At 59.0% G+C, this 23925-nt stretch carries 22 protein-coding genes and 3 pseudogenes; 12 read left to right on the top strand and 13 right to left on the bottom strand.

Annotated elements, in window-relative coordinates:
- The first annotated feature begins 68 nt into the window (after positions 1 to 68).
- Complete coding sequence (locus TRIHO_RS07340) at positions 69 to 593, top strand: hypothetical protein (RefSeq protein WP_068241707.1); 525 nt, start codon at positions 69 to 71, stop codon at positions 591 to 593.
- 88 nt (positions 594 to 681) lie between these two features.
- On the opposite strand, the gene lgt is transcribed toward TRIHO_RS07340, so the two are convergent.
- Complete coding sequence (lgt, locus tag TRIHO_RS07335; RefSeq protein WP_005619228.1) at positions 682 to 1605, bottom strand: prolipoprotein diacylglyceryl transferase; 924 nt, start codon at positions 1603 to 1605, stop codon at positions 682 to 684.
- 459 nt (positions 1606 to 2064) lie between these two features.
- Here lgt and TRIHO_RS07330 point away from each other — a divergent pair, with 459 nt between their 5' ends.
- The 3 genes from TRIHO_RS07330 (at position 2065) to TRIHO_RS07320 (ending at position 5556) form a co-directional block, all read left to right on the top strand.
- Positions 2065 to 2730: a DUF3047 domain-containing protein gene (locus tag TRIHO_RS07330; RefSeq protein ID WP_005619231.1), complete on the top strand. Its 666-nt coding sequence runs from the start codon at positions 2065 to 2067 to the stop codon at positions 2728 to 2730.
- A gap of 128 nt (positions 2731 to 2858) precedes the next feature.
- On the top strand, positions 2859 to 4142 hold the full coding sequence (locus tag TRIHO_RS07325; RefSeq protein WP_082705057.1) for a multicopper oxidase family protein: 1284 nt from the start codon (positions 2859 to 2861) through the stop codon (positions 4140 to 4142).
- A gap of 169 nt (positions 4143 to 4311) precedes the next feature.
- Positions 4312 to 5556 (top strand): sialidase family protein, encoded by a 1245-nt coding sequence (locus tag TRIHO_RS07320; protein WP_005619237.1) that lies wholly within the window; start codon positions 4312 to 4314, stop codon positions 5554 to 5556.
- Between the two features lie 297 nt (positions 5557 to 5853).
- Here the strand turns inward: TRIHO_RS07320 and TRIHO_RS07315 are convergent, their stop codons facing one another.
- The 6 genes from TRIHO_RS07315 to TRIHO_RS07290 all read right to left on the bottom strand — a co-directional run bounded on the left by TRIHO_RS07315 (position 5854) and on the right by TRIHO_RS07290 (position 10727).
- On the bottom strand, positions 5854 to 6357 hold the full coding sequence (locus TRIHO_RS07315) for a hypothetical protein (RefSeq protein ID WP_005619239.1): 504 nt from the start codon (positions 6355 to 6357) through the stop codon (positions 5854 to 5856).
- A gap of 322 nt (positions 6358 to 6679) precedes the next feature.
- Positions 6680 to 8131 carry a mercury(II) reductase gene (gene merA, locus TRIHO_RS07310; RefSeq protein ID WP_046002654.1) on the bottom strand — a complete coding sequence of 484 codons (1452 nt, stop codon included), beginning with the start codon at positions 8129 to 8131 and terminating at the stop codon, positions 6680 to 6682.
- Positions 8132 to 8190: 59 nt separating this feature from the next.
- A complete protein-coding gene (locus TRIHO_RS07305) occupies positions 8191 to 9540 on the bottom strand; it encodes a dihydrolipoyl dehydrogenase family protein (RefSeq protein ID WP_005611040.1) in 1350 nt (449 codons plus the stop codon).
- The gene (gene merF / locus TRIHO_RS07300) at positions 9524 to 9964 is read right to left on the bottom strand and encodes a mercury resistance system transport protein MerF (protein ID WP_046002653.1); all 441 of its coding nucleotides are present in this window, start codon (positions 9962 to 9964) and stop codon (positions 9524 to 9526) included. The genes TRIHO_RS07305 and merF overlap by 17 nt, the downstream gene beginning before the upstream one ends.
- Before the next feature lie 37 nt (positions 9965 to 10001).
- On the bottom strand, positions 10002 to 10307 hold the full coding sequence (locus tag TRIHO_RS07295) for a heavy-metal-associated domain-containing protein (protein ID WP_005611036.1): 306 nt from the start codon (positions 10305 to 10307) through the stop codon (positions 10002 to 10004).
- Between the two features lie 12 nt (positions 10308 to 10319).
- A complete protein-coding gene (locus TRIHO_RS07290; RefSeq protein WP_005611032.1) occupies positions 10320 to 10727 on the bottom strand; it encodes a mercuric transporter MerT family protein in 408 nt (135 codons plus the stop codon).
- Positions 10728 to 10823: 96 nt separating this feature from the next.
- Between TRIHO_RS07290 and TRIHO_RS07285 the strand changes: the two genes are divergently transcribed.
- The gene (locus tag TRIHO_RS07285; protein ID WP_064260196.1) at positions 10824 to 11225 is read left to right on the top strand and encodes a MerR family transcriptional regulator; all 402 of its coding nucleotides are present in this window, start codon (positions 10824 to 10826) and stop codon (positions 11223 to 11225) included.
- Between the two features lie 69 nt (positions 11226 to 11294).
- Here the strand turns inward: TRIHO_RS07285 and TRIHO_RS07280 are convergent, their stop codons facing one another.
- A complete protein-coding gene (locus TRIHO_RS07280) occupies positions 11295 to 12287 on the bottom strand; it encodes an arsenic resistance protein (protein ID WP_046002652.1) in 993 nt (330 codons plus the stop codon).
- A 298-nt stretch (positions 12288 to 12585) separates the two neighbouring features.
- Positions 12586 to 13653: a hypothetical protein gene (locus tag TRIHO_RS07275; protein WP_046002651.1), complete on the bottom strand. Its 1068-nt coding sequence runs from the start codon at positions 13651 to 13653 to the stop codon at positions 12586 to 12588.
- A 226-nt stretch (positions 13654 to 13879) separates the two neighbouring features.
- Here TRIHO_RS07275 and TRIHO_RS07270 point away from each other — a divergent pair, with 226 nt between their 5' ends.
- From TRIHO_RS07270 to repC, 4 genes are all read left to right on the top strand, one after another.
- Complete coding sequence (locus tag TRIHO_RS07270) at positions 13880 to 14788, top strand: recombinase family protein (protein ID WP_046002650.1); 909 nt, start codon at positions 13880 to 13882, stop codon at positions 14786 to 14788.
- 342 nt (positions 14789 to 15130) lie between these two features.
- The gene (repA, locus tag TRIHO_RS07265) at positions 15131 to 16330 is read left to right on the top strand and encodes a plasmid partitioning protein RepA (RefSeq protein WP_005617064.1); all 1200 of its coding nucleotides are present in this window, start codon (positions 15131 to 15133) and stop codon (positions 16328 to 16330) included.
- The gene (repB, locus tag TRIHO_RS07260) at positions 16330 to 17298 is read left to right on the top strand and encodes a plasmid partitioning protein RepB (protein ID WP_227511963.1); all 969 of its coding nucleotides are present in this window, start codon (positions 16330 to 16332) and stop codon (positions 17296 to 17298) included. The genes repA and repB overlap by 1 nt, the downstream gene beginning before the upstream one ends.
- A gap of 237 nt (positions 17299 to 17535) precedes the next feature.
- Entirely contained in the window at positions 17536 to 18591 is a 1056-nt protein-coding gene (gene repC, locus TRIHO_RS07255) for a plasmid replication protein RepC (RefSeq protein ID WP_005617058.1), read from the top strand.
- Between the two features lie 30 nt (positions 18592 to 18621).
- Here repC and TRIHO_RS07250 read toward each other — a convergent pair.
- Positions 18622 to 18981 (bottom strand): annotated as a pseudogene (locus TRIHO_RS07250) (integrase core domain-containing protein); the annotation flags it as partial.
- A 137-nt stretch (positions 18982 to 19118) separates the two neighbouring features.
- Between TRIHO_RS07250 and TRIHO_RS07245 the strand changes: the two are divergent.
- Positions 19119 to 20407 (top strand): annotated as a pseudogene (locus TRIHO_RS07245) (IS110 family RNA-guided transposase).
- 202 nt (positions 20408 to 20609) lie between these two features.
- Here TRIHO_RS07245 and TRIHO_RS07240 read toward each other — a convergent pair.
- The 3 genes and pseudogenes from TRIHO_RS07240 to TRIHO_RS07230 form a co-directional block, all read right to left on the bottom strand.
- Positions 20610 to 21197, bottom strand: a pseudogene (locus tag TRIHO_RS07240) (IS481 family transposase); the annotation flags it as partial.
- Positions 21198 to 21398: 201 nt separating this feature from the next.
- On the bottom strand, positions 21399 to 21911 hold the full coding sequence (locus tag TRIHO_RS07235; RefSeq protein WP_005617050.1) for an RES family NAD+ phosphorylase: 513 nt from the start codon (positions 21909 to 21911) through the stop codon (positions 21399 to 21401).
- On the bottom strand, positions 21911 to 22261 hold the full coding sequence (locus TRIHO_RS07230; RefSeq protein ID WP_005617048.1) for an MbcA/ParS/Xre antitoxin family protein: 351 nt from the start codon (positions 22259 to 22261) through the stop codon (positions 21911 to 21913). The genes TRIHO_RS07235 and TRIHO_RS07230 overlap by 1 nt, the downstream gene beginning before the upstream one ends.
- Before the next feature lie 445 nt (positions 22262 to 22706).
- Between TRIHO_RS07230 and TRIHO_RS07225 the strand changes: the two genes are divergently transcribed.
- Both TRIHO_RS07225 and TRIHO_RS07220 read left to right on the top strand, forming a co-directional pair.
- The gene (locus TRIHO_RS07225) at positions 22707 to 23192 is read left to right on the top strand and encodes a hypothetical protein (protein ID WP_040641957.1); all 486 of its coding nucleotides are present in this window, start codon (positions 22707 to 22709) and stop codon (positions 23190 to 23192) included.
- Between the two features lie 41 nt (positions 23193 to 23233).
- A partial coding sequence (locus TRIHO_RS07220) for an ArdC family protein (RefSeq protein WP_068241704.1) occupies positions 23234 to 23925 on the top strand: 692 nt, incomplete at its 3' end.

The following is a 23925-nucleotide window of genomic DNA, read 5'->3' as shown; positions in this document are numbered from 1 at the left end:
CCAAATCATATTTCAGGGTCCGATCAGGTACTAGCCTGGATCCGAATACACCCAGGAAAGGCTGGTCCATGCGACTGATACCCGTTCTCTTCGCTGTCTTGCTTGCGACACCCGTTACCTCGCAACAAATGCATTCATCCATGGGTCACGCGTCCGACGCCCCCCAGGAAACCGGCCAGTCCGCCTTCGCCGAAATGGCCGAAATAGTTGCGCTGCTCCAGGCCGATCCCGAAACCGACTGGGGCGCCGTCAATATCGACAAACTGAGGGACCATCTGGTCGATATGGACCTTTTGACACGAAAGGCAGAGGTCACCCGCATTCTGCGGCCCGACGGCGCACGGTTCGAAGTGCGTGGCAGCCCGCGTGTTCTGTCGGCCATCAACACAATAGTTCCCGCCCATGCGCCGTTCCTTGCCGGTGAAACAGACTGGAGTGTTGCGTCAGAAGAAATGGAGGATGGTGTCGCACTGATCGTGGGTGGCGATGGTGAACAGATACAGGGCCTTGGTTTCTTTGGTCTGATGACAATCGGTGCACATCATCAAGAGCACCATCTGATGATTGCGAAAGGCGGCAAGCCCCATCATTGAACACGCGTCCAAGGTTCATATGCGGGCCCAGGCAACCGGGGTCCGCCGCAATGGTCACTTCGCCAACACTACGATCGGATATTCAAATCTAATCTGACGTTGACACCAGATCCGCAGAATTAACCGTCACACGCCTGCGGGACCATACGATCAGGGCCGCGCCAAGGATAATCATCGGCAACGAAAGCAGTTGGCCCATTGTCAGCCCATAGCCCGCCCAATGAACCGCATGTCCAATCGGGTTGTCCTGCGTGACGAACTGCATATCAGGCTGCCGGAAGAACTCGACAAGGAACCTTGCGCTTCCGTATCCCGCCAGGAACAGGCCCGTAAGGCTTCCGGGAAAGCGCAGCCAACCGCGCCTCCAAGCCAGAAAAATCAATACTGACCCAAGCAGGATGCCCTCCAGAAGCGCCTCATAGAGCTGGGACGGATGGCGGCCACACAGGCCCACGATGCCCGCGCAGGACTGGGCCGCCTCGCCGGGGAATGCCACCGCCCAGGGCACATCTGTCGGACGGCCCCAAAGCTCGTTATTGGTAAAGTTGGCCAGGCGTCCGAGGAAAAGACCCGGTGGTGTTGCAACAGCGAGCAGATCCGCCGTTGATAGAACGGGTGCGCCGTTGCGATAGCAAAAAAGCAAGATGGCCACGACCACGCCGAAAAAGCCGCCATGAAATGACATACCACCCTGCCAGACCATGAAGATTTCGACGGGGTTCTGAAAATAGTACTGAGGTTGATAGAAAAGCACGAACCCCAGCCTGCCCCCCACGATAACGCCCAGAATGATCCATGTCAGCAGGTCTTCCAGTTGCTTGGGTTGCAGCGGCGGCGCCCCGGCCCCCCAGACTGACGAAGAGCGGACCAATTCGACACAGATGCGCCAGCCGATAAGGAGGCCAACAATATAGGCCAGCGCATACCAACGCAGGGCAAAGCGGAACGATCCGATATCAACGGCAAAAATCTCTGTTCCGATGTCAGGAAATTGGATGATCGAAGTCAGCATCCTTTGTTACCTTTACCTGTTTCACACAAGGCCACATGTTGTTTCCCGCAACGGACGTTGGCGCGTTCAACCCTGTTGTCCCCAGCCCAAAGCGTTGTGGTGAATGTGCCATCCTTGCGTGCGGGAGTCGGTTCCGTTGAACCACAGATGACGCACATCGGCACCCGCGTCCATGTGTTCAGGCGCTTGTATCCCATGAGTTTTGTACTTGTTTGTAACGGTTGGAAGCTCCGCCGCCTACTGGATCCGTCCGTTGCGGGAAATCAGCCGATCAAGGTCGCGCTCCATGATCTGAATTCGCTCCCGCGTCCTGCAACGACCATTGCGCAACCACATCTATGATCACGGATATGTTCATTGAAGTTGCGCGCGCCCGGCACAATTCAACGGATCATGACGGCACATAATGCTGATGACCGGGACCAAAGCAGGACCAGCGGCATCGCAATAGGAGTTCAGATGTTTATACGGTCCCTCGCAGCGACACTTTTCATCGCTTTTGTTGCATTAGCTGCAAACGCCCCGCCCCTCTATGCGCAAGGAAAGACAATCCCATTCGATGGAAACTGGAAAGAACAGGGCCTCTTGCGGCTCTTTTCGAACGAATACGGCCTGCAAGGTCGGCGGCTGGACGTGATTTCCGACGGCACGGTGTCTGTTCTCTGGCGCCCTGTCAGCGCGGCCCTTGGCACCGCAAAGGCAGCAATGTGGGGGTGGTCCGTCACGCAGGGTGTTAAGGGAACCGACCTCACACGGCGCGGCGGCGACGATCGCAATCTCGCCTTGTACTTCGTGTTCGTCGATCCGCAGACCGCAAGCACGCTTGGCCGAACAACGGCGCGCAAATTGCTGCGTGATCCCAATACGCGGGCGCTGGTTTATGTCTGGGGTGGCAATCATGCGAAAGGCGCATTGCTGAACAGCCCCTACTCGACGGGTCTCAAATCGAAAATTCTGCAAACGGCGCAAACCGGCAACTTCACCGAGAATGTGAACCTGGATCGCGATTTCGTGCGTGCGTTCGGGGACAGGCCAAAGGTTCTGGTCGGTCTTGCTGTGACAGCCGACAGCGATGATACCGACGGAAAGATCCTTGCGGCCATTCAGGACCTGCAGATACGTTAGGTGCTTCACGGCGCTTTGCCAAACAGGCACGCCGATCTGCAATGTATCAAAATATCTCGCCGGGGCGCCCTTCCGCAAAGGTGGGGGATGTGGTTTGCAGGCCCCAAACAAGGAATACACGGAAAACCATGCTTACGCGTCGTCAGATGATGGTTGCGCTTGGCGCAGCCACGCTCCCCCTGCCCCTGAGTGCGGCTTCGGTGCCTGTCACCCTGACGCCCGGCACGGCCTTCACCCGGATCGGGTCGCGGGACATTGCAATGCTTGGATTCAATGGCACCTGTCCCGGCCCCGAAATCAGACTGCGCCAGAACGAAATTCTGCGGGCGCGGGTGGAAAACGGGCTGGAGGACGGGACCCTCGTACACTGGCATGGCATTCGGTTGCCCAACGCGATGGACGGCGTAAACGTGCTGACACAGGATGTCATCATCCCGAATGAGGGTTACGAATACCGGTTTCCGGTTCCCGATGCCGGAACCTACTGGTATCACTCCCACTACCTTTCCTACGAACAGGTCGCCCGCGGGCTGTTCGGCCCCCTGATCGTCGAAGAACCTGCCCCGCCAGACGTGGATCAGGACATCACGGCCATCCTCTTCGACATTCGGCTTGATGACACCGGCCAGTTCGACATGGAATTCGACCGCGCTGATTTCATAACAGCAGGTAGGCTGGGGGACTTGATGGCCACCTTCCTGTCGTCTGAGCAGGCGCGGCTGGGGGATCGCATCCGGTTGCGTCTGATCAATCCGACACCGGATCGCATTTTCGAGATACGTATCGATGGGCTGACGGGCTTTTGTGTGGCCTATGACGGGATGCCGCTGCCCGAGCTGGTTTCGCTGGGCAATCTAAAACTCGCACCGGCGCAGCGCATCGACATCATCGCGGATGTGACGGGTGATGTGATCCTAAGAGAAACCGTGCCTTCGGGTGGCGAGGAACTGGGGCGCATTGTGTTGAACGGTCAGCGACAAATCCGGTCTGCGCCGATAGCTCCCCTCCCCGCGAACCCAGTGCCCGCGCCCGGAGAGATCACGCAAACGGCAGATCTCTTCATGCAAGGCGGTGCCGGGGGCGGCGCGCACGGCGGGTTCGGGGGCTGGGCCTTCAACGACGTGAGCGGTCTGCCGAACAAACCGCTGATTTCGGCAAGACGTGGTGAAGCAGTGCAGGTGCGGATGGTGAACGACACTGCTTTTCCGCACGGTATCCACCTGCATGGCCACCATTTCTGGGAAACCGATCAGAATGGTGCGCGAACCCACCTTCGCGACACGACCCTCGTAGCGCCGGGCGAGGCGATGACGATTGTGTGCGTACTCGACAATCCCGGCGCGTGGATGCTGCACTGCCATATGCTGAGCCATCAGGCTGATGGCATGGCGACCTGGGTGCAAGTCAGCTGAGGTCGGAGCGGTGGTTGCGCCAACCGTTGACGCGAAGCTGTGCCACAACGGGATATCGCTCTTCACAACAAGCACAGGCCCGTCATACAAAAGTTTACATGGCACTCGCCAAAATTTGCCTATGCTCAGGTTGTGAATGACGCTGGTCTGATAATCGGAAAGGTGCGCAATGCCATCAAAAATCCATTCTGTTTTGAGTGTTGCGTATCTGTTTGCGGCCATGACGGCAAACATTGCCCTTGCCGAGCCGTTGGAGTTCTCCGACCTGGCCCCACCGGTCGGGAACAATGCGCAGGAACCCACCCTGTTCGCACTGCAAGATGATCGGGTCCTGCTGGGTTGGACCGAACCACACCCTGACGGGTTTGCGGTAAAATTGTCGGTCCTTGAAAACGCAGAATGGAGCGCGGCCCGCACTGTTACCGTGTCCGACGAACTCTTCGTGAACTGGGCCGATTTTCCGTCCGTTGTTGCGCTTGATGACGGTACCTTTGCGGCTCACTGGCTGTGGGAAAATTCCAAAAACGACTATGCCTATGACGTCAAGATCTCTCTTTCGCCGGATGAGGGCCTGACATGGAGCGCTCCGATAACGCCACATGATGATCGGTCGGTCAGCCAACACGGTTTTGTCACGCTCCAGCCGCTCGAAGACGGTTCCTTGATGTCTGTCTGGCTTGACGGACGCGCATATGACAAGCCGCTTTTCACCAGCGCAGCCAGCAACTACCCGGATGCAATGCAGTTGCGCGCAACCCGGATCACGCCCGAAGGTACGCGAACCGATGATGTTCTTGTCGATGCGCAGACCTGTTCATGCTGCCAGACGTCCGCCGCATCGCTGGACGATGGCACCGTCCTTGTCGCATACCGCGACAGAACAGATGCGGAAATCAGGGATATATCTGTCGTAAGACACCAAGGCGGCATGTGGTCAGAACCAACAAACGTCCACAATGACGGCTGGGAAATCTCCGGCTGCCCGGTCAATGGCCCCGCCATCGCGACCGCCGGTCAAACAGCCGCCGTGGCCTGGTTCACGGCTGCAAATGACAAGCCGGAAGTCAAGGTTGCGTTCTCTTCCGACGGCGGAAGGAATTTTGGCGATCCGGCGAAAGTCAGCCTGGGCATTGCTGCCGGTCGGGTAGATGTTCTCATGCTGGACCCTCAGACTGCGTTCGTGACGTGGGTCGAATGGACAAATGAGAGCGAGGTGATCCTTGCTTGCCAGATCACAACCGGTCAGCAGTGTAAGGACCTGCAACTGATTGCGCGAAACAACGGCGCAGGTTCGGTCAACTTCCCGCGCACGGCGCGAACGAATGAAGGGGTTTACCTGTCGTGGACACAGCCCAGCAACTCGGATGATCCGAAACCGAGTTCGACTATACGCACGGTTTTCGCTTCCTATTGAAGGTTTCCGGACGAAAGCCGATGGTTCTTTCGCTTGGCTCTCATCAGGAGTGGGTCCATCGATCACCATCAACAAGAATTGCATTTCCTGCAATAGGGCTACTGGCAACTGACGGTGATTTCTCATCCATAGTGACCGGTCGTTGGCCCGGAAATTGTAGCGTGCCACGCTTTTTCATGATCCCGGTCCCGAGCGTTACGCGGGTCTGGCTGTTCGGGGGTGGCACCAACATACGGCGAGGGTCTTGCCGCCCCGAACAGGCAAATCGTCGCTCCGATCACATCCCGACGATCCGATTTACGGTCGATCAATTACCCGCAGTGTCGCAACCAATACGACACCGTATAGGACATGACCCACCAACGCTACCCAGGTAATGCCGGTGAAATTCAGAAAGAAAGGAAGGCCTGCGACAGACGTAATGCCCCCTATGGCGAACACCCACAGGCCGAATCCATAGATCGCTGAGGGCAAAAGCCAGTTCGTCTGCCCCGCGATACGGTGCCAAATTGGTCTAAAGACGAACAACCAACCGACGGGATAGCCAATCAGGCCAACAAGATAAAAATGTACGAAATATCCCGCGAAGTCACCGTTCGGCAGACCAAGGCTGCCGAGTAAGCTCCTCGCTAGCCCGTGCGGTGACAACCGCGAAAAGCCCAAGCCCGGGCTGATGATCTGACCCAACAGATCGAACGCGACGGTTGCAAAGAAACCTGCGACGAACATTAACCCTAAAGTTCGGGCGTTGAATGCGGGTAGTGAACCTGTTGTGCGAGAATCAGTATCAACTGTATTCATGGCGATTCTTTCTTTGTATTGCGGGCGATCAAATAGACAGGGCTAATGTAATGACCAATTGTTGACCCAGCGACGTTCTCGGCAACTCCCGATCACTTTCCATCTTGATGAGATCGGTCTGTTTATGAACCCCGCCACAATAACCAACCTAATGACAAAACGTGGGATGTGCACTGCTGGCTCTAATATGTGATTATCCGTTACCGCCGTCAGCCTCCATGCCGAGAGAATGCTGACCGCCACAAGCACTTTGTGGCTTTGTACGCGCTGGTTCACAATGAGCGCTGCTTATGAGTCGGTGTCGCCGGAATTTCTCGTCTTTTCACCCCGCGCAGCAGCTGAGTTTGGCTACATCCTTGTCGAAGGTTTGTGCGGCGAGTTTCAGCCCTTCGACCGTGGTCAAATAAGGAAAGATCGTCTCTCCGAGCGCCCGTGCGGTCATGCCGAATATAAGCGCCATTGCCAGTGCCTGAATCGTGTCCGACCCCTCCGGTGCTGCGATCTGACCGCCCAGCAGGCGGTCGGTCTTCGCGTCGGCCACAAGCTTAATCACGCCGCGGGTATCGCGTGCAGCGACGGCGCGGGGCACGTTGTCGAGCGTGATCACACTGGTTTTGACCTTGTGCCCCGCCGCCTTGGCCTCAACCTCCGAAAGGCCGACGCCGGCCACTTGCGGGTCGGTAAACACGACCCACGGCATCGCCGCGTTGTCATAGCGCATCTGCTCCAATCCAAGGGCATTATTGATCGCCACCTTGGCACCATAGGCCGCCATGTAGACGAACTGGTCACGGTCAGTGACATCGCCCGCGGCCCAGACGCCGGCACGCGTGGTCGCCATGTCGGGGCCGACCATGACCGAGCCGCGCGCATCGGTCTCGATGCCAAGCTCTTCCAATCCAAGGTTCTCGGAATTGGCGATCCGACCGGTGGTCACAACCAGCCGTTCGGCGGTCAGATCCTCGGTCTTGCCACCCCGTTCGACAGTCAGACTGACGCCGCCCGCAGCTTTCGCGACCGAGACGTAAGCAAGACCGGTCTCGACCGTGATGCCCTCCGCCTTCAGCGCCTCCGTCAGCGCCTCGGTCACCTCCGGCTCGGCGCCTGGCAGAAGGCGTGAGCGGGTCACTAGCGTGACCTTCACCCCCAGTCTCGAGGCCATTTGCGCCAGCTCGCAGCCGATATAGCCGCCGCCCAGAACGAGGATGCTTTCGGGCCGGTCGGGTAGAGTCAGCAGTCCCCAGGAATCCAACGCCTCCACGGCCTCGATCCCGTCAATTACAGGTATATGCGGGCGAGACCCGGCGGCAATCAGGACGCGCGGCGCGGATATCACCCGGCCTCCGACAGCGACGCCACCCTCGACCAGTCGCGCCGGGCCTTCCTCGATATAGGTGACGTTCTCATAGGCGGGCAGCAGGTCGATGTATTTCTTCTGCCGCATCTCCTCGACCAGATCGGCGGTGCCTTTCACCACGCCACCCCAGTCCACGGCATGGGCGCAAGGCGAGATGCCCGGAAACCGGGCAGCGGACGCGCCGCCATGGACCGCCTCGGCGGCGCGGATCATCGCCTTGGATGGCACGCAGCCAACGTTCACACAGGTGCCGCCGATGGTGCCGTGCCCGACAAGAGCCACGCGCTTTCCGGCCTCGGCTGCCGTGATCGAGGCAGAGAACCCGGCCGAGCCGGCTCCCACGACGATGAGGTCATATTGGTCGCCGCTCACCTCTTTCGATGAGCAGCAATCCTTTTTCTTGACGGTCTGGTCCATGTCTTCTTCCTTGGCCTGCGACCGGACATCGCGACGGTCGCCCGGCCAAAATTCTGAAATTACACCATCGACCCGATGTCAGAGGCATAGCTCGGATAGGCGAAGATCATCGCCTTAATCTGGTTGGCGGTCTGCCCGGCACCCATGGCCATGGCGAAGAGATTGATCTGTTCCTCGGAGCCCGGTCCGATCAGATGCGCGCCGAGGATCTGCCCGCTGCCCTGTTCGACAAGAACCTTGAATCCGGTATGTTTCGCGCCGACGCGCAGCGACGAATACCAGTCCCCGGTCTTTTCGAAATGGGTGTCGAACTTCAGCCCCTGTTCCCTGGCCGCCGCTTCCGACAAGCCCACGGTGGCCACCATCGGCAGGGTGAAGACTACCGACGGGATCGGCGGATAATCCACGGTACGCTCGTCCTCTCCAGCCAGCAGGTTCTCGCCTGCCACACGCCCTTCGAAGGCGGACACCGGGGTCAGCTTGGGCCCACTGTCAGTGCAGTCGCCCGCGGCGAAGATCGCCGGGTTGGTGGTGCGCATCGCGTCGCTCACATTGATGCCGCGGCGCGCGTATTCGACGCCTGCGGCTTCGAGGTTCAGCCCGTCGATATTCGGCACCCGGCCTGTGCCATGCACCACCAGGTCGCAGGTCACGATTTCGGTGCCGTCGGCGCGTTCCACTGTGACGGTGAATTCATCGCCCTGTTTCTCGATCTTCGTGACCTTCGCCTTGGTGCGCAGGTCGATGCCAAGTGCCTCGGTGCCTTCGACCAGCATTTCGACCAGATCGGGGTCGAAGTTGCCAAGGGGGCGATCCGCCATTTCCAGCACGGTCACTTCGCTGGACCCGGCGCGCCTGACGATATGTGCGAATTCCATCGCGATGAAGCCACCGCCGACAAAGGCGATGCGGTCAGGACGGTCGGGGAGTTCAAGAAACTCGGTGCTGGTGGTCAGATGCTCTTCCCCGGGAATGTTCAGCGTCATCGGCCGCGCGCCGGTGGCGATGTGGAAATGCTTCGCCGTCAGGGTTTCGCCGTTCAACTCGATCGTATCGGAGCCGGTGAACCGTACCTCTCCGTGCAAAACGTCAATCCCCGCCTTCTCCATTCCGCCTTCTATGCGCGGCGGCATGTTGTCGGTGAAGCTGCGCTTGAAATCGATCATGTCGGGCCAGTTGACCGAAGGTTGCGTCTCCAGCCCCTTGCCTTCCATGTTTTCGGCCCATTCGACACCCTCGGTGACCGCGACCAGCATTTTCTTGGGGTCGCAGCCGCGCAGGGCGCAGGTGCCGCCATGGGGTTCGCTGTCGATGCTGGCGACGCTCCAGCCTGCCTCCGCCGCCATCCGGGCAACGCCATTTCCAGCGGTGCCGCCGCCGATCACGATGAGGTCATAGGTCTTGGTCATGCCTGTTCCTTTCCTTGTGCCAGTTTCTCTTGATCTGACTCACTGATGACCTGCCTGATTTTCTGAGCCAGAGCGCATATCCCGCCACCGCCAAAGCGGCGGCGGCCGATATCCGCAGCGCAAAGCGGAATTCCAGCCAGAACAGGAGTGCCGAAAGAACAACGGCCAGGACGATGAGAGGGATTTTTGGATTGCGCCCGGGTTTTCCAGCCTCAAGCCACAGGGCATATGCAACCACACTCAGCGAGGCGAACAGCATCGGGAAAAGCGCGTAGTCGAGCCATCCGACAATGGCCGAAAGCCCTACCCCGGCGACGATCACCACCAGGAACGGCGTGAAGCAACAGATCGCTGCTATGACGCTGCCGATGAGGCCGCGCCGCAAAAGGGTCGTGGGTTCATTGTTATTGTTCATGTCTGTCATGCTGTCTCCAGCTCCGGGTGCGGGTCGGTGAATGCGATCAGGAATCACCGGACTCGACGATGTCCGCCGGATAGCCGGTGGCGCGGATTGCTTCGACGATCATGTCCTGATCGGTGGCCTCGTCATCAAAGGCGACGATGTAGGTGCCGGTGCCGAATTCCTCTCCTTCCGTGAAGTCGATGATCTCGACCGAGGGAACGCCCCGCATGGCCGCCGCCACCGTGTAGGAGCAGGTCGGGCATGTCAGTTCGCCGACCCCGATATTGATGCGCTGTTCGGCGGCGCTGGCGGGGAAAGCTGAGAGAGTGCCAACGACCGCAAGGGCAAGATGGAGTGACTTCATGGGTACGGCCTTTCAGTAGGACAGAAGGTAGGGTGTCAGGTAGGGGAAGATCATCGCCACGGCGACGATCGCGGTGGCAACCCAGAGAATGGATCGCATCAGTGTTCGGTTCATCGGCCGCGCACAGGTGCCGTCGGCGCAGGCTTCGGCCGGGATCGGGCTATACGCCTTGTAAAAGCCGTATCCGATGAAGGCGGCACTCAGCGCGAAGGTGATCCACTTGTATTGATAGAACGCGCCGAGCTGCGCGATGAACACGCCGGTGACGCCGAAGCTCACCAGCACCAGCGGCAGGATACAGCAGGAGGTCATGGCCAGCGCGCCGAGTACGCCGAGCCCGGTTGTCGCCCATGTCTTTTTGTCGGCAGCCGGGGTTTCGCCCATTGCCGTCTGGCGGCCCGCAGATGTGGTTTCAGTCATGGTTCGAATCATCCTTGCCTCAATGATGATCTCAATCTAGGGTCTGTAGCTGGTACAGGCTCAAGGGGGTTTGGTGTGAATAATCATCACAGATCGGTGAAGGTCCTCAGGCGCGGCGATCTGGCCAAACTGACCGGATGCAACCTCGAGACCATCCGCTACTACGAGAACATCGGCGTCATGCCCGAGCCGCCGCGCACGTCGAAGAATTACCGGGCCTATGACGAGAGCCATGTCGGGCGCCTGCGCTTCATCATGCGGGCACGCGAGCTGGGGTTCACGCTGGACGAAGTCCGCGATCTGCTCGCATTGGTCGATGGCGGGGTCCAGACCTGCGGTGAGGTGCAGGGTCTTGCAAATTCGCATCTCGCCTCGGTCCGCGCCAAGATCGACGATCTCAAACGCATCGAACGCGTGCTGTCCTCCACCGTGGCGCAATGCACCGGTGACGATGTCCCTGAATGCCCTGTGATCGACGCGCTGACGGAGGTGACCTGAAGGGCCATAGTTGAGGACGCCCACGCATGTCAGCCAAGCGGGCAATGGTGCCAGCGCCGTTGTTTGCGATCATTCGTTCGCCGCGGAGTCCTGCGTGTTCGCCGCATTTTCGGGGACCAGATAGCGCGGCACGATCCACAGATAGGCGACCATGCCGAAGAGCTCGAAGAGCGACTGGAAGACGATGACCACGGCCGCCACGTTCCACTCCGGTCCGAGCGCCAGCACCAGCGGAAGTACGACGAAGGAGTTGCGGGTTCCGAGCGAGAAGATGACCGTTCGTCGCACGCTAGTGGGCAATCCGGCCGCCCGCCCGGTCGCCGCACCCAGAAGTGCTGCGGCGACGAGGTAGGCGACGTAGACGCCCGCCACCTGCGCCAGAACCGGTAGCGCATCCCGTACCACGTCGACTTGCGAGGCCGCGATCAGGAACACCACGACAGCCAGAAGCGGAACCGGCAGCCAGGCGAGGCGATTTACTATCGTGGCCCGCTCCGGGCGCGCCTCTGCCCAACGCTCCAGCAGGAAAGCCGCTGTGAGCGGCAGCAGGATAAGCGCCGCAAAGACGGCGGCAATGCGATCGGCGGCGAGAAGCTCAAGGAATGCGTTGCCCAGAAAGAGCCAGAGGAAGAGCGGCAGACAGGCGAACTGAACCGCGAGGAGGATCGGTGTCGCGGTCGCGGCACGCACCGCATCGCCGCGACCGAGATAGGTGAATGTGATGAACCAGTCGGTGCAGGGCACCAGCAGCACGACAAGCACCCCGAGCCGAAGCGCAGGATCGTCAGGCAGGAACGCGATCAGCCCCCAGACCAGCAGCGGCACCAGGACGAAGTTGCCGATCAGCAGGGTGCCGATGAAACGCCGGTCGCGCGTCGCGCGCGGCAAGTGCGCGAGCGGCATCTGAGCGAAGGTAGTGAAAAGCATAAATCCCAGCACCGGCCACAGCAGTGCTTCTAACACCCCCGCGATACTGGGCGCGAGCGCGCCCAAGACCAGACCGGAGAGGATGGCAGCGAGATAGATCCAGGCTTGATGGCGTTCGAGATTTTGCAGCTTCATGTCCTGCCCCTGCTCTTTTCGTCGGCGATTTTCAAAAAGACATCATTAGACAGGCCGTTACGACAACGGCACGTTCGTCGCTTGGAGCGTTGTATGGTCTGTCCGGTTTATACCCGCAGACCGGTCACGACCCAGTCGACAATGCTTTCATGGTAGTTGGGGACGCGGCGAAAGCCGAATTGTCTCAGCCGATCAGCCGAACTCTTTGACCTCGAGAATCTGGAAAACGGCGCTCCTCACCGTTTCAGCTGCGCTGCGGATAGACGCAACATGGCCGCCGCACAGATCGGTTCGACCATCAGTTTGTGGCGCGCCACATTCGAAACCGTCCTTGCCCTGTTAGCTCGCGGACCAGATCCCGCGCTTCCATCCAGGCGAGGTTGCGCTGGACAGCGGCGCGGCTGGCTCCGGTCAGGGCCTCGGCCATAGGGGCAGAGACCAGGGGCCATTCGGTCAGCACTCCGCGCAGGGCTGGCGGCGTCTTGCCCGAGAGTGGGGTCATTTCGGCTTCCGCCAGCGCCGACCATGTCTCGATATCGTCGAGGTGCCGCATCGCGGTCAGGCAGGCCGTTTCCATTTTCTCGAGCCATCGCGCCAAACGTTCAGCCGGGGGGCCGCCGGCGCGCAGCGCCCCCGCCCCACCCATGGCCAGGGGTGCGAATATTGCCCCCTCGCCCTCATGCGCGGCAATGCGCGACGCCGTGACCGCCGCTTCCATGCGGTTGCTCTGCTGTCCGAGGCCCGCGAGGCTCCAGAGGTGAAACCCCATGCAGGCACGCGTGATCGGGTGCAGGTCGGCGGCTTGCGCCATCAGGTCAAGCCACCCGCCCGCGCGATCCGCGAAGGGCTCGGCTTCATCCACCATGTTCTCGGGGTCACGGCGATCGAGGAAGGCGGACAGGTCCACCTCTGGGCCGGGACCGCCTGTAAGACGCCGCACCGCCCATCCGACACGCGCAAGCGCTGCGGTGTCGTCCTGCACGCCGGACAAGCGCATGGATATCCAGAGCGCCAGCCGATCCGGGCCAATTCGGTCGCCTGCAAACCAGCTGAGGTCTGCCGCCTCGATCAACGCAAGCCTGTGCCGCCAGCCTTCCGGGCCACGCTTCAGACGGTCGTCTAACGCCCCGATCCGGCAGGCCACACGGGCAAGGCGGGCAGCATGGCCCGCCTCGGCATGTCGCCAATCGTCGAGAACAGCGGTCTCACGCACTTCGGCCCTAGGTCCGGGCGGCAGAAAATGCGGCTCCTCTTCCATCGGACCGGGCAGGAACCACAGGTCGTCCTCAGAAGTCTCTTCAAGCTCCTCCGCATCCTCAAGAGGATCATCAAAAATACTATAATTTATACATGCTTGAGGCTCCATATGTGCAAAATATGGTACTTTTGCGTTTTATCCAAGGGTTTTGTCAGGGTGCGCCTGCACACCTTATATAGCACGCGCGCGCAATGGTCTGCGAGAGCTCGCTGATCGCGCTCAGCGTAAGGGAACCAAGGGCTTTGTATTGAACAGCCCCACAGAGCCCGCACTTGCATTCGCTTACAAACGGTCGTTTAGTAGCGATACCTTAAATTGCAAACGGCCCGATTTCATGCCCCTGATAGGCTACGCCCGTGTTTCCACAGAGGATCAGACCCCCCTGCCCCAGTCTGAGGCCCTTCAGTCTGCGGGTTGCGTCGAGATCTTTGCAGAGCACGCCTCGGGCGGCAATCGCGCGCGACCAGTGCTGGCACGCGTGCTCGAACGCGTCCAGAGCGGCGATACGCTGGTCGTTGTGCGGATCGACCGGCTTGCGCGGTCTCTGTCGCACTTGCTGGAGGTGATCGAACGTCTAGAGGCCAAGGGCGCCTTCTTCCGCTCCCTGCAGGATCCCATCGACACCGCATCCCCGCAAGGCAAGTTCACGCTGCAGGTTCTGGGTGCCGCGGCCGAGTTCGAGCGCGCTCTGATCCGCGAACGCACCAAGGCCGGGCTTGCCTCTGCGCGCGCCAAAGGGCGCGTTGGTGGCAATCCTGGGCTACGCGCCAAGGATCCCGCCGCGCTGCGCAAGGTGCGGCTGGCGCGGCAGGACGGCTACATGGAGCGCCTGAACGAGACCGCGCAGGATTGGGTGCCCCATGTGCGCCGCTTGCGGCCCGACATGGCCTGGGAGGACGTGCTGCGGATCATCAACGCCCCCCTGCCCCCGGATCGGCGCTGGACCCAGGGCCGCCTGCTGCGCGCCGTGCGCGCCTATGTGCGCGACGGGTTCCTGCCCGCCGAGGTGCTGACCCGCGCCGGGCGCCGCTACACCGACGACCGCCTGCCGGCGATTGTCGCCGCGATCAAAGGCGCGGACCCCGAGATCACGCTGCAGGCGATCTGCGACCGGCTGGAATCGATGCGCGAACGGACCCCTCGAGGTCGTGCCAACTGGCAGCCGTCTTCGGTCAAAATGTTGCTCGAACGAGCGGAGCGGCTTGGCCTAATTTCATCAGAATCGGCTCACTCCCAACTGTAACTAGCAGAGGCTCAAACAGCTGGATCTATCGCTCCAAACACCGTCAGAAGGTCAATTGTGCCATTGGTTGCATGGGTTTAGCCAATACCGTCCAAACAATCCTCATGAGTGGCTTGAAGCACGGTCTTGTGGACTTATTGCCATAAAATCAACAACTTGCGGTTATCTTGATGTGACTGTACGTATTGGTGCTGTGGATAACTTTCACACTACATCTAGATTCCTCTTGCCGGACTCACTTGATCGTGGCATTCCCGTTCTGACGGCAAAGCGCGTCAGACGCGCTGTACACCGTCAGAATGACCAAGAGCCTCAACAGAGGCCGAGAGTGGGCGGCAGGACATGGATGATCGTAACGTTGGATACGCGCAAGGCATAGGCTCTTCTGACATCGGAGCATTTGCCGACAATCTGGCTGAATCTTTGGATCGCCAGATGAAGATCGCTTTCGAGCCCGAAGAACGAAAGTCCCTGCGCCGTTTCAGTTCTACCGAAGTTGCCAGCCTCCTGCGCGTTAGCACATCTAACCTGCGCAACCGGCACAAGGACGGCAGCTTCCCGGAAGTTCATACAGACAACCGCGGACACCGGTTCTACACAGCCCAAGAGATCGATAAGCTGCGCGACATTCTGGGGCGCACCGGAAAGAACGCAGAAAGCTACCGCCCCGGTCGACGTGAAGGCGATCGTCTCCAGGTGATATCTGTCGTCAATTTCAAAGGCGGATCGTCAAAAACAACAGCGACGATCCATCTTGCACAACGGTATGCTTTGCGAGGTTACCGAGTGTTGGTCTTGGATCTCGATCCGCAGGCAAGTTTGACCACTTTTTTCGGTTTTCGGCCTGAGCTCGAGTTCGCTGAAGGCGGCACAATCTATGATGCTCTGAGATATGAGGAGCAAGTTCCACTCGCCGACGTCATCCAAACGACCTACTTCCATAAGCTCGATATGGTTCCGGCGGGCCTAATGCTCTCGGAATACGAAACTGAGACGGCAAACGCCCTCGCCCGTCGGGTGCAGCCCATATTTGCGGAGCGCCTCGCCTTAGCGCTTGAGGAAGTTGAGGCGCGTTACGACATCGTTCTGATCGACTGCCCGCCTCAACTTGGCTTTCTGACCCTAACGGCGTTGGCAGCCTCGACGGGACTCCTGGTAACGGTCGTACCAGGCATGCTCGACATTGCTTCAATGAGCCAGTTCCTGAAACTTGCTTCGGAAACGGTAAAGGCTGTCGAAGAAGCCATTGGCCGGCGCGTTACATGGGACTTCGTAAAGTTCTTGATCACGAGATACGAGCCGTCGGACGGGCCTCAGACCCAGATGGCGGGCTACCTGAGATCGATCTTGGCCGGACAGGTCATGACTGAGCCAATGCTGAAGTCTACAGCAATCTCGGACGCCGGTATGACCCAGCAAACCGTCTACGAAGTTGATCCGAGCCAGTTCATCAGGAAAACGATTGATCGCGCTCTGACCAGCGTGAACGGCGTTGGCGATGAGTTGGAGCAAACAATCCAAATGGCATGGGGGCGTCGCTGATGGCCCGAAATATCTTCAATCAGCCTCCAAAGGACGAGAAGGAGAGCGCGGCCCCCTCCCCTACCCCGCCAAAAGCGGCAAAACTGCCAGGATCTGTTGGCGGCTTGCGCGACTCTTTGCGCGAGATCACCGCGAATTCCATTCGGGACATCGAGCCCGATCAGATTGACATGGATGGTCTGCGCGATCGGTTGGTGCTGGAGGATTCCAGTATTGATGAGTTGGCCGAAAGCATTCGCAAGCATGGGCAACAAGTGCCAATTATGGTCCGTCCATCGGCCCAACCGGACAGATACCGTATCATCTACGGCCGACGCAGACTTGCAGCAATCCGCATGGTCGGCGGAACGGTCAAGGCGATCGTTCGAACCTTGGATGACGACGCATCTCTGATCGCACAGGGCCAAGAGAACAACCTCCGACTAGACCCGTCTTTTATCGAGAAATCTCTTTTTATCAAAGAGATGCAGGAATCAGGTTACAAGCCAAACGTTATTCAGGATGCTCTAGGCTTGACACGGCAGGGCGTATCCAACCATCGCGTCGTCATAGAGCAACTGCCAGAAGGGCTTGTACAGCTGATCGGGCCGGCACATGGCATCGGACGACGGCAATGGGGTGACCTGGCGGCGTTCTCGAAAAAGATAGATCTGGTGAACACGGCCAAAGAGGCGATTGCCGCCCTGCCCGACGACACTCCAAGCGCGGAGAAGTTTCAGGCAGTCTACTCGGCTTGCTCGAACAAGGCGCGTAGCGACAATAAGCAAGCCAACCGCAGCCTAACGTCCGTCGTCAAAGATGGGGACGGTAGCTCTGTGGGAACGCTGACAGTCGATCAGAAAACGATCGCCATCAAGATCGCCAAGAAGGACAACCCAGAATTCGGCCGATGGCTCGAAGAGCGCGCGGAGGCAACGCTTTTGCAGCTCTTCGAACAGTGGCGGAATGAGAGCGGCTCTGGGTCCTAACCCAAGCCACACAGAGTAACGCGAGCAGAGGAGAAAAGCGAAGACCAGAAAGAAAAGAGCCCCCCAAAGTTTCCCCTGGAGAGCCCTCATCATTCGATTAGCACTCATGATGTAGCAACCTCCAGCAAACCGGTCAAGAGTCACCGATTCGGTGGACGGATTTTATTGCCTTTTTCTGAGCGAAATCTTGGGAAGAGACTGGGAAGTTGTGGGCCAAACGGTCGTCGTGAACAAACCATGGCATTTACAAAACTATCGATCGGAACCGCTGGTGCTGATGCATCACGCGGTCCAATTTCTGCGGCTGAAACCGACATTTGGACCATCTTCAGGGCACTGAGAGATGCACGCAGCGTGTTCGGTCTACGTCCTGGCCATATCCAAACACTTCAAGCAATGCTCAGTTTCTTGAAACCAGGCCATGGCGAAACGGTTTTCGCGTCCAACAACTCGATTTGCCAGCGCGTCGGCGGTATCGACGAACGGACCCTCCGCAGACACATCAACCGTTTCGTTGAACTCGGTTTCATCAAGCGCAATGACAGCTCGAACCGAAAGCGCTACCGCGTTCGCTCATCCGACGGTCAATGCATCAGCTATGGACTGTCTCTAGCCCCCCTCCTCCAACGCGCGAACGAGCTTGTCGCCATCGCACATGAGATGGAAAATAACCGGCGGGATCGGATATTTGCCCGCAAACAGATCCTTACAAAGCTCGCCCATTTGGAAGAGCATGATCCCAGCAACACATTCATCAACCACGCACGGAAAGCTCTGCGCAGGAAGCTGAGCCTCCCTGAATACCACGCGCTACTCGCAGACACAGACAGAGAATGCCAGAGTTTGCATACCCCAGATGACCCACCAGAAACTGTAGAATTGCCCGCCAATGACGGACAAACTGTCCGACACCAATCTAAGTCTGAAGAAGAAAAAAAAGATTTAGAAAGCAACATAGGCAATGAAGCTCTGAAACCAGACTTGCTAACCTCAGTTTGCGATCAAGCGACATCGTTCTCCACAGAGAGACTTAGAAACTGGTTGGACATTGAAAACCATGCTCGAACACTTGCACCCATGATGGGGATTCACCCAGATACATTCGAGAAAGCCATGAATGCAGTAGGAGCTCAGAAAGCGTCATGCGCGATCTTCATCATGCTACAACTTGGAAAACGCATCAGGGACTTTGGAGCGTATTTTCACAGTATTACCTTGGGCCAACGTCAAGACCAGTTTGATCCAGTGGCTTTGATCAAGCGACTATCCAAAACTGCTATGCAAACCGCCTAGTGTCCACCGCGGTGGACGTCTGACTGGCAACTAGGTGTTTAGTCCCAGCGTGTGATGGGTTGGATCGACAGTGAATCTTTCTGGCTCTCTTGTCCAGATTTTGCAGATGAACTCGAATGGCGTTAGGTCCTGCAGCGTCTTGAGGCGACGCGCATAATTGTAGGCTGCGATGAAGTCGCCGAGGTGGGTTTCGAGTTGAGCGTGTGCCTCATAATGGTAGCGCTTGACGGTCGCTTCCTTGATCGTGCGGTTCATGCGCTCGACTTGGCCATTGGTCCAGGGATGGTTCACCTTTGTCAGGCGATGCTCGATCCCGTGCTCTGAGCAGACCCGGTCGAAGATGTGCTCCATCGCATAGCGATCCTGTTTGCGGTTTGTGAACTGGATGCCGTAGCACGTCGGGAAGATTGGCCGCTGAGAGGTTATGGCCACGCGCGCAGCCCTCAAACCGCGCAGCGGGTGGCCATAACCGGGTCTCAGGTCTCAACAGTGGTTTTGCGTAGACCACACCGCTGAGGAGACCGGCTATGACCGCTTTTGATTTTACCGTCTCGACCTTATTGGTCGCCATCGACATTTCCAAACACCGCCATGAAGTGCTGATTGGCGTTCCCGGCAAGAAACGCCGCCGCCGCATGACCATCACCAACACCCTGGACGATTTTCAACGTTTGGTGGCGGCTCTTTCCGGTTACGGCCTGCCGGTTCGTATCGGGTTCGAAGCAACCGGCAACTATCACCGGGCACTGGCGCATTATCTCGGCCAAGCGGGGTTCGAACTGAAGCTCGTGTCCTCCGTGGGTTTGGCCCGGACACGCGAGGCCCTGCATAACAGCTGGGACAAGAACGATCCGAAGGACGCCCAGGTCATCCTTCACATGCTGGAGATCGGAGCCGTGCAGTTCTTCCATGATCCGCTGGCCACCGGAACCGCTGACATTCAGGAACTGTCAAAGACCCATGAGATCGTTTCGCGGTCGAAGACCGAACTCTGGCATCGCATCCTGACCCATTACCTGCCTCTTTATTTTCCCGAAGCCGAGCGGTTTCACAGAAGCTCCCGGACGGATTGGTTCCTGGCGTTTCTCGATAAGTACCCGTCCCCTCACATGATCTCGGCCATGAGCCGACAGGCATTCATCGCCGATGCCTGGCAAGTCGTCGGCCGCAAGGTTGCCAAAGAACGCCTGCTTTCAGACATTTACACGACTGCTGCGGGTTCAGTCGGGCTTCCTGTCGGCCCGGATTCCGACGCCGTGCGTATGTTCCGCCTCGTTCTCGCCGAAGGCCGCAGCCTGATCCGACAGCGCAATGAGATTGAGGCCAGATCCGTCGAACTCCTGTCCGGCCTGCCTGACTATCAGCTGCTGACGACCATCCCTGGCATCGGCCCGATCAACGCAATGACCATCCTGGCTGAGGCGGGTGATCTGCGCCGCTTCCGGCATCACCGCCAGTTCCTTAAGTTCTGCGGCATGGATCTCGCCACCGTGCAATCCGGGATGGTCCGCGGACAAAGCAAGATCTCCAAATATGGCAATGCCCGGCTCCGGCGCACGCTCTGGATGGCGGGTCAGACGGCCGCGTTGAAGAAGACAAACAGCTTCCGCGACAAGTTCGAGCGTTACATTTCGAAGGACCGGCACAATGCTCACCTGCGCCGCAAGGCCTATACCGCGATTGCTGCCAAGATGGCGCGCACCGTTCACGCTGTGGTCAAACACGGTGAACCTTATCGCCCCTTCTTCGAGGGGTGAGCCCAGGCGGAAGTACCTCTCTCTGTAATGGCCGTGGAGGCAGTTCGCTGACCTCGTAGATAATGTTCGGGCTTTCTGCTTGGGATTTGGGATCTCGTATTAAGGACGGTGAGGGCCGCCGGAGCGCGTACCCTGTGTTTGCTATGGAAGAGATCATTTCTTGACGGCAGAGCCCGTCTGGGCAAACCTGTCAGGGCGTCCGGGGCTCCGGATGCTCCATGACCTGCTGACCTAAGCAGCCGGAAATTCCCGACATAGGACGTTGTCGGTGAGGATCGTGTGGATTCTGCAGGGCAGCGCCGCGATGAGATCGCGCAGGAATTGGGCAGCGGCCATCTTGCCGACCTTTTTCTCCAGCCGCACGAAGGCGAACTTTGAGGTCCGGTATATGGCTACGAACATGTAAAGCTTGCCCTCGGCCGTGCGCAACTCGGCGATGTCGATGTGGACGTAGCCGATGGGGTAGCGTTTGAATTTCTTCTTCGGCTTGTCGCCCTCCATGCCCGGCAGACGGCTGATGTCATGGCGCTGCAGGCATCGATGCAGCAAAGAACGCGTCAGATGTGGGATGCTCGGCTGCAGGGCGTAGAGACAGTCATCGAGCGGCAGCAGCGTGTGGCGCCGGAAAGCGACAATCACGGCTTCCTCCTCGACGCTGAGAGCTGTCGAATGCGCTTCCTTCGGACCCATCCGCACGTCTTCAACCGTCTGACGCTTGCGCCACTTGGCGACGGTCTTGACGTTGATGCCCAACTCCCGGCTCAGCGCCGCGTTCGAAGCGCACGATCGCTGTATTGCTGTTCGGATCGCGTGCGTGGTCGTGGCGCTGCCGTGAAGAATTTGTCCCATAGTGCGTCCTTCTGATGGTCACAGATAACTAGACCAGCACACGATGGGACTAAACACCTAGTCCAATGACGCGCGGTCTCTCCACATGCATCAAAGCCACCGAGCCAAATTCCAATAGGGCGATACTGCGCGGTCATTCCGTGCTCCTCCGACCGGCCGATGTCCACCGCGGTGGACAGATCCGGCACCAAGTCTCACAACTCACATGCGTGACAGCCGCTCTTCGTCATCCACCACTTCCAAAGAACCGTTGTTGTCAGTCCAGGCCCACAGCACGATGTTGAAGTCCGATAACGACGCACCCTTCGCAAAACTCTTGATCAGGAGCCCCGCAAACCGATCTGCTATGAGGGCCCGTGCTAACTCCTGTGTCGGCACCAATTGGCCATCGAGCATCTTCATGCGCCATGCAGGGTCGGCAAGCATCGCCTCGGTCGCGCCATACCGGTCAAGTCCGTCCTGATCGCGGGTATCGAAAATAGGCCCAAGGTCGGCCTTGTAGGACACCAGGATCGTGGGTTGCAGGCTGCCGACCTGGTTGGCTTCTCTAAGAGCGGTCGCGGGATCCAGCGAGGTGTAGAGGGTAGGGGTGCCCTTGGCATTGAAGCGCCCTCCATAGAGTTCAGCGCCTCGTCCGGACAGAGGTTCACGCGCATAGACCGGGTTCAGGGCGCGATAGAGTGGCCCCGTGTAGCGCCCATCTTTCAGCGGCATCAGGCAAAGACACCCGCATCGACCGCATCGATGTATTCCAGAACTTGCTGAGCTTTGCCTTCCTGCACCAGCTGCATGGCTGTCCGGCCATCAAAGCCGGGCAGGGGCTCTGACCGGTACCATGCATAGGCCATCAGTTCTGAGCCGAAGCGGGGCTCGACTTTGTTCAGCACCTCTACCAATTCGCGCAGGCGGCGCTGCGTCTTGTCCGAACCAATGCGGGTTCGCCTCTGCAACGCGTCTTTGCCCAAGCCGACGGTCAATGCGATCTCTTCTGCTGACGTGCGTAGCACCGCGGCGATCTTGCGCGGTTCGAATTGCCCAGCTTCAGCAAAGTTCGTGATGTGCATGATCTATGCTCCTACAGTGATACTGACGGTATATAGCGACAATATTGCTGAATTTCAAGCTGTCAGGAGGCGCTGTGCCTTCGTTTCCCATGCTAATCCGTAACGCTGCATTGCTCTGAACGCCGGAAATCCTGATTTTTGGGCCTGAAAAGTCGCAGTAGGCGCGTTTTTTGCCGATCGAGAACATCAGATAAATTATTGATAATATGCCAAAGACTGCTGCGGTCGGGCTGGGGTTGCCGATATACCTTGCCGATCTTGGACCCCAACCGGCACTGACTGCATGAAGTCCTTGGGAATCGCGGTGGTGTCGGACCCTTGTCAGTTTCCGCGGTCCAGTTGGCGGTTGGAAAGTGAAAGTGTTCTTCGGGTTTTGTGACTGACGGATGAGGGCCTTTGGGGTCCCGCAGATGGGTCCGGGCCGGGTTCCGGTCTGCCGTTCCGGATGAAGGGCATTCCTATGCAATCAGGTGTCTTGCGCGTGCTCCGCGCAACCGCCGCCTCCTGGTGGCGGCATAGAGAGCTGCGCCGAACTGGCCAAACGGCGCTGGCACAGCGGCTCAAACGCCAGACCGTCCTGCGTGATTTCGGCTATCTGAAGCAGGCGGCGTCATTGCCAAACGCGCATGTGATCTGCGGGGAGGGTGGGACATTCCTCCATCTCGGTTGGACCACCGTCTCGACCTTCGCGCCGATCGAGCGCTTTCCCTTGGCCGCTCTTGCGGTCGCACGAGGGACTCCGTTCATCGATATCCGAACCGTCACCGATGTCATCGTCTTCGCGAACCTGCCGCGGGTGGCGCGGGACGGATCGACCGACCCTGACCCTTGCGGTCCTGGCAGGTCCGTCTCGCTGACCACCTACATCGACATGGTCGAAGCCCTCGGTGCCAAGATCGCCAACGATCCGCGGCCCCGTCGGTCAACCTAGTCACCACTCCCTCTCACCAAAACTCGAAAAGGAGGCCAGCCATGGCCCGATCCCGTACGCCCAAATTCGATGCCTCCGAGGTCATCACAAACGAAATCATCCGCATCATCGAGCGCGGCGTCCTGCCGTGGCGCAAGCCATGGACCGCAGGTGGCAGCTGTCGCCCCCTGCGCGTGGGCGGGGAACCCTACCAGGGCGTGAACAATTTCCTGCTGACCATGCGGACCGTGATGGCGGGCCACAGCTCTCCCTTCTGGATGACGCTGCCGCAGGCCAATGCGTTGGACGCAAAGGTCCGCAAGGGCGAGAAGTCGTCTGTCGTCGTCTACTACGGACAAAGCCGGACGAACGCCGCCGATGAGGACGGTCGCAGCGATGGGGATGATAGCTCTGAGGAAGCCCGCGTCTTTCGCTTCCAGAAATCCTACCGCGTGTTCAATGCCTGCCAGATCGAGGGCCTGCCCGACAGTTTCTATCCGGACCCCGCTCCAGCGCCTGAAAATCCCCCGTCCGAGCCCATCCCGCACATGCAGGCGTTTTTCGATGCCATCGACATCATGACCGTCTTCACGGGCACGGAGGCGTACTATTTGCCCCCCGTGGACAAGGTCTACATGCCATCCATCACGCGGTTCCAGGACCCGCGCAATTTCTACGGGGTCTGGGCCCATGAGCTGGCCCATAATGCCGCGCTCCGGTTTATGCCGCGCCGACCCTTACAACCTGTTGCGTT

Origin of the sequence: Tritonibacter horizontis, from assembly GCF_001518015.1 — a bacterium.
GTDB lineage: Bacteria > Pseudomonadota > Alphaproteobacteria > Rhodobacterales > Rhodobacteraceae > Epibacterium > Epibacterium horizontis.
This window is presented reverse-complemented; position numbering and strand designations above follow the sequence as displayed.

Bases quoted from the DNA above. Each gene is read 5' to 3' on its own strand.
- TRIHO_RS07340 (WP_068241707.1), top strand. From the start codon at position 69: ATGCGACTGATACCCGTTCTCTTCGCTGTCTTGCTTGCGACACCCGTT.
- lgt (WP_005619228.1), bottom strand. From the start codon at position 1,605: ATGCTGACTTCGATCATCCAATTTCCTGACATCGGAACAGAGATTTTT.
- TRIHO_RS07330 (WP_005619231.1), top strand. From the start codon at position 2,065: ATGTTTATACGGTCCCTCGCAGCGACACTTTTCATCGCTTTTGTTGCA.
- TRIHO_RS07325 (WP_082705057.1), top strand. From the start codon at position 2,859: ATGCTTACGCGTCGTCAGATGATGGTTGCGCTTGGCGCAGCCACGCTC.
- TRIHO_RS07320 (WP_005619237.1), top strand. From the start codon at position 4,312: ATGCCATCAAAAATCCATTCTGTTTTGAGTGTTGCGTATCTGTTTGCG.
- TRIHO_RS07315 (WP_005619239.1), bottom strand. From the start codon at position 6,357: ATGAATACAGTTGATACTGATTCTCGCACAACAGGTTCACTACCCGCA.
- merA (WP_046002654.1), bottom strand. From the start codon at position 8,131: ATGGACCAGACCGTCAAGAAAAAGGATTGCTGCTCATCGAAAGAGGTG.
- TRIHO_RS07305 (WP_005611040.1), bottom strand. From the start codon at position 9,540: ATGACCAAGACCTATGACCTCATCGTGATCGGCGGCGGCACCGCTGGA.
- merF (WP_046002653.1), bottom strand. From the start codon at position 9,964: ATGACAGACATGAACAATAACAATGAACCCACGACCCTTTTGCGGCGC.
- TRIHO_RS07295 (WP_005611036.1), bottom strand. From the start codon at position 10,307: ATGAAGTCACTCCATCTTGCCCTTGCGGTCGTTGGCACTCTCTCAGCT.
- TRIHO_RS07290 (WP_005611032.1), bottom strand. From the start codon at position 10,727: ATGACTGAAACCACATCTGCGGGCCGCCAGACGGCAATGGGCGAAACC.
- TRIHO_RS07280 (WP_046002652.1), bottom strand. From the start codon at position 12,287: ATGAAGCTGCAAAATCTCGAACGCCATCAAGCCTGGATCTATCTCGCT.
- TRIHO_RS07275 (WP_046002651.1), bottom strand. From the start codon at position 13,653: ATGGAGCCTCAAGCATGTATAAATTATAGTATTTTTGATGATCCTCTT.
- TRIHO_RS07270 (WP_046002650.1), top strand. From the start codon at position 13,880: ATGCCCCTGATAGGCTACGCCCGTGTTTCCACAGAGGATCAGACCCCC.
- repA (WP_005617064.1), top strand. From the start codon at position 15,131: ATGGATGATCGTAACGTTGGATACGCGCAAGGCATAGGCTCTTCTGAC.
- repB (WP_227511963.1), top strand. From the start codon at position 16,330: ATGGCCCGAAATATCTTCAATCAGCCTCCAAAGGACGAGAAGGAGAGC.
- repC (WP_005617058.1), top strand. From the start codon at position 17,536: ATGGCATTTACAAAACTATCGATCGGAACCGCTGGTGCTGATGCATCA.
- TRIHO_RS07235 (WP_005617050.1), bottom strand. From the start codon at position 21,911: ATGCCGCTGAAAGATGGGCGCTACACGGGGCCACTCTATCGCGCCCTG.
- TRIHO_RS07230 (WP_005617048.1), bottom strand. From the start codon at position 22,261: ATGCACATCACGAACTTTGCTGAAGCTGGGCAATTCGAACCGCGCAAG.
- TRIHO_RS07225 (WP_040641957.1), top strand. From the start codon at position 22,707: ATGAAGGGCATTCCTATGCAATCAGGTGTCTTGCGCGTGCTCCGCGCA.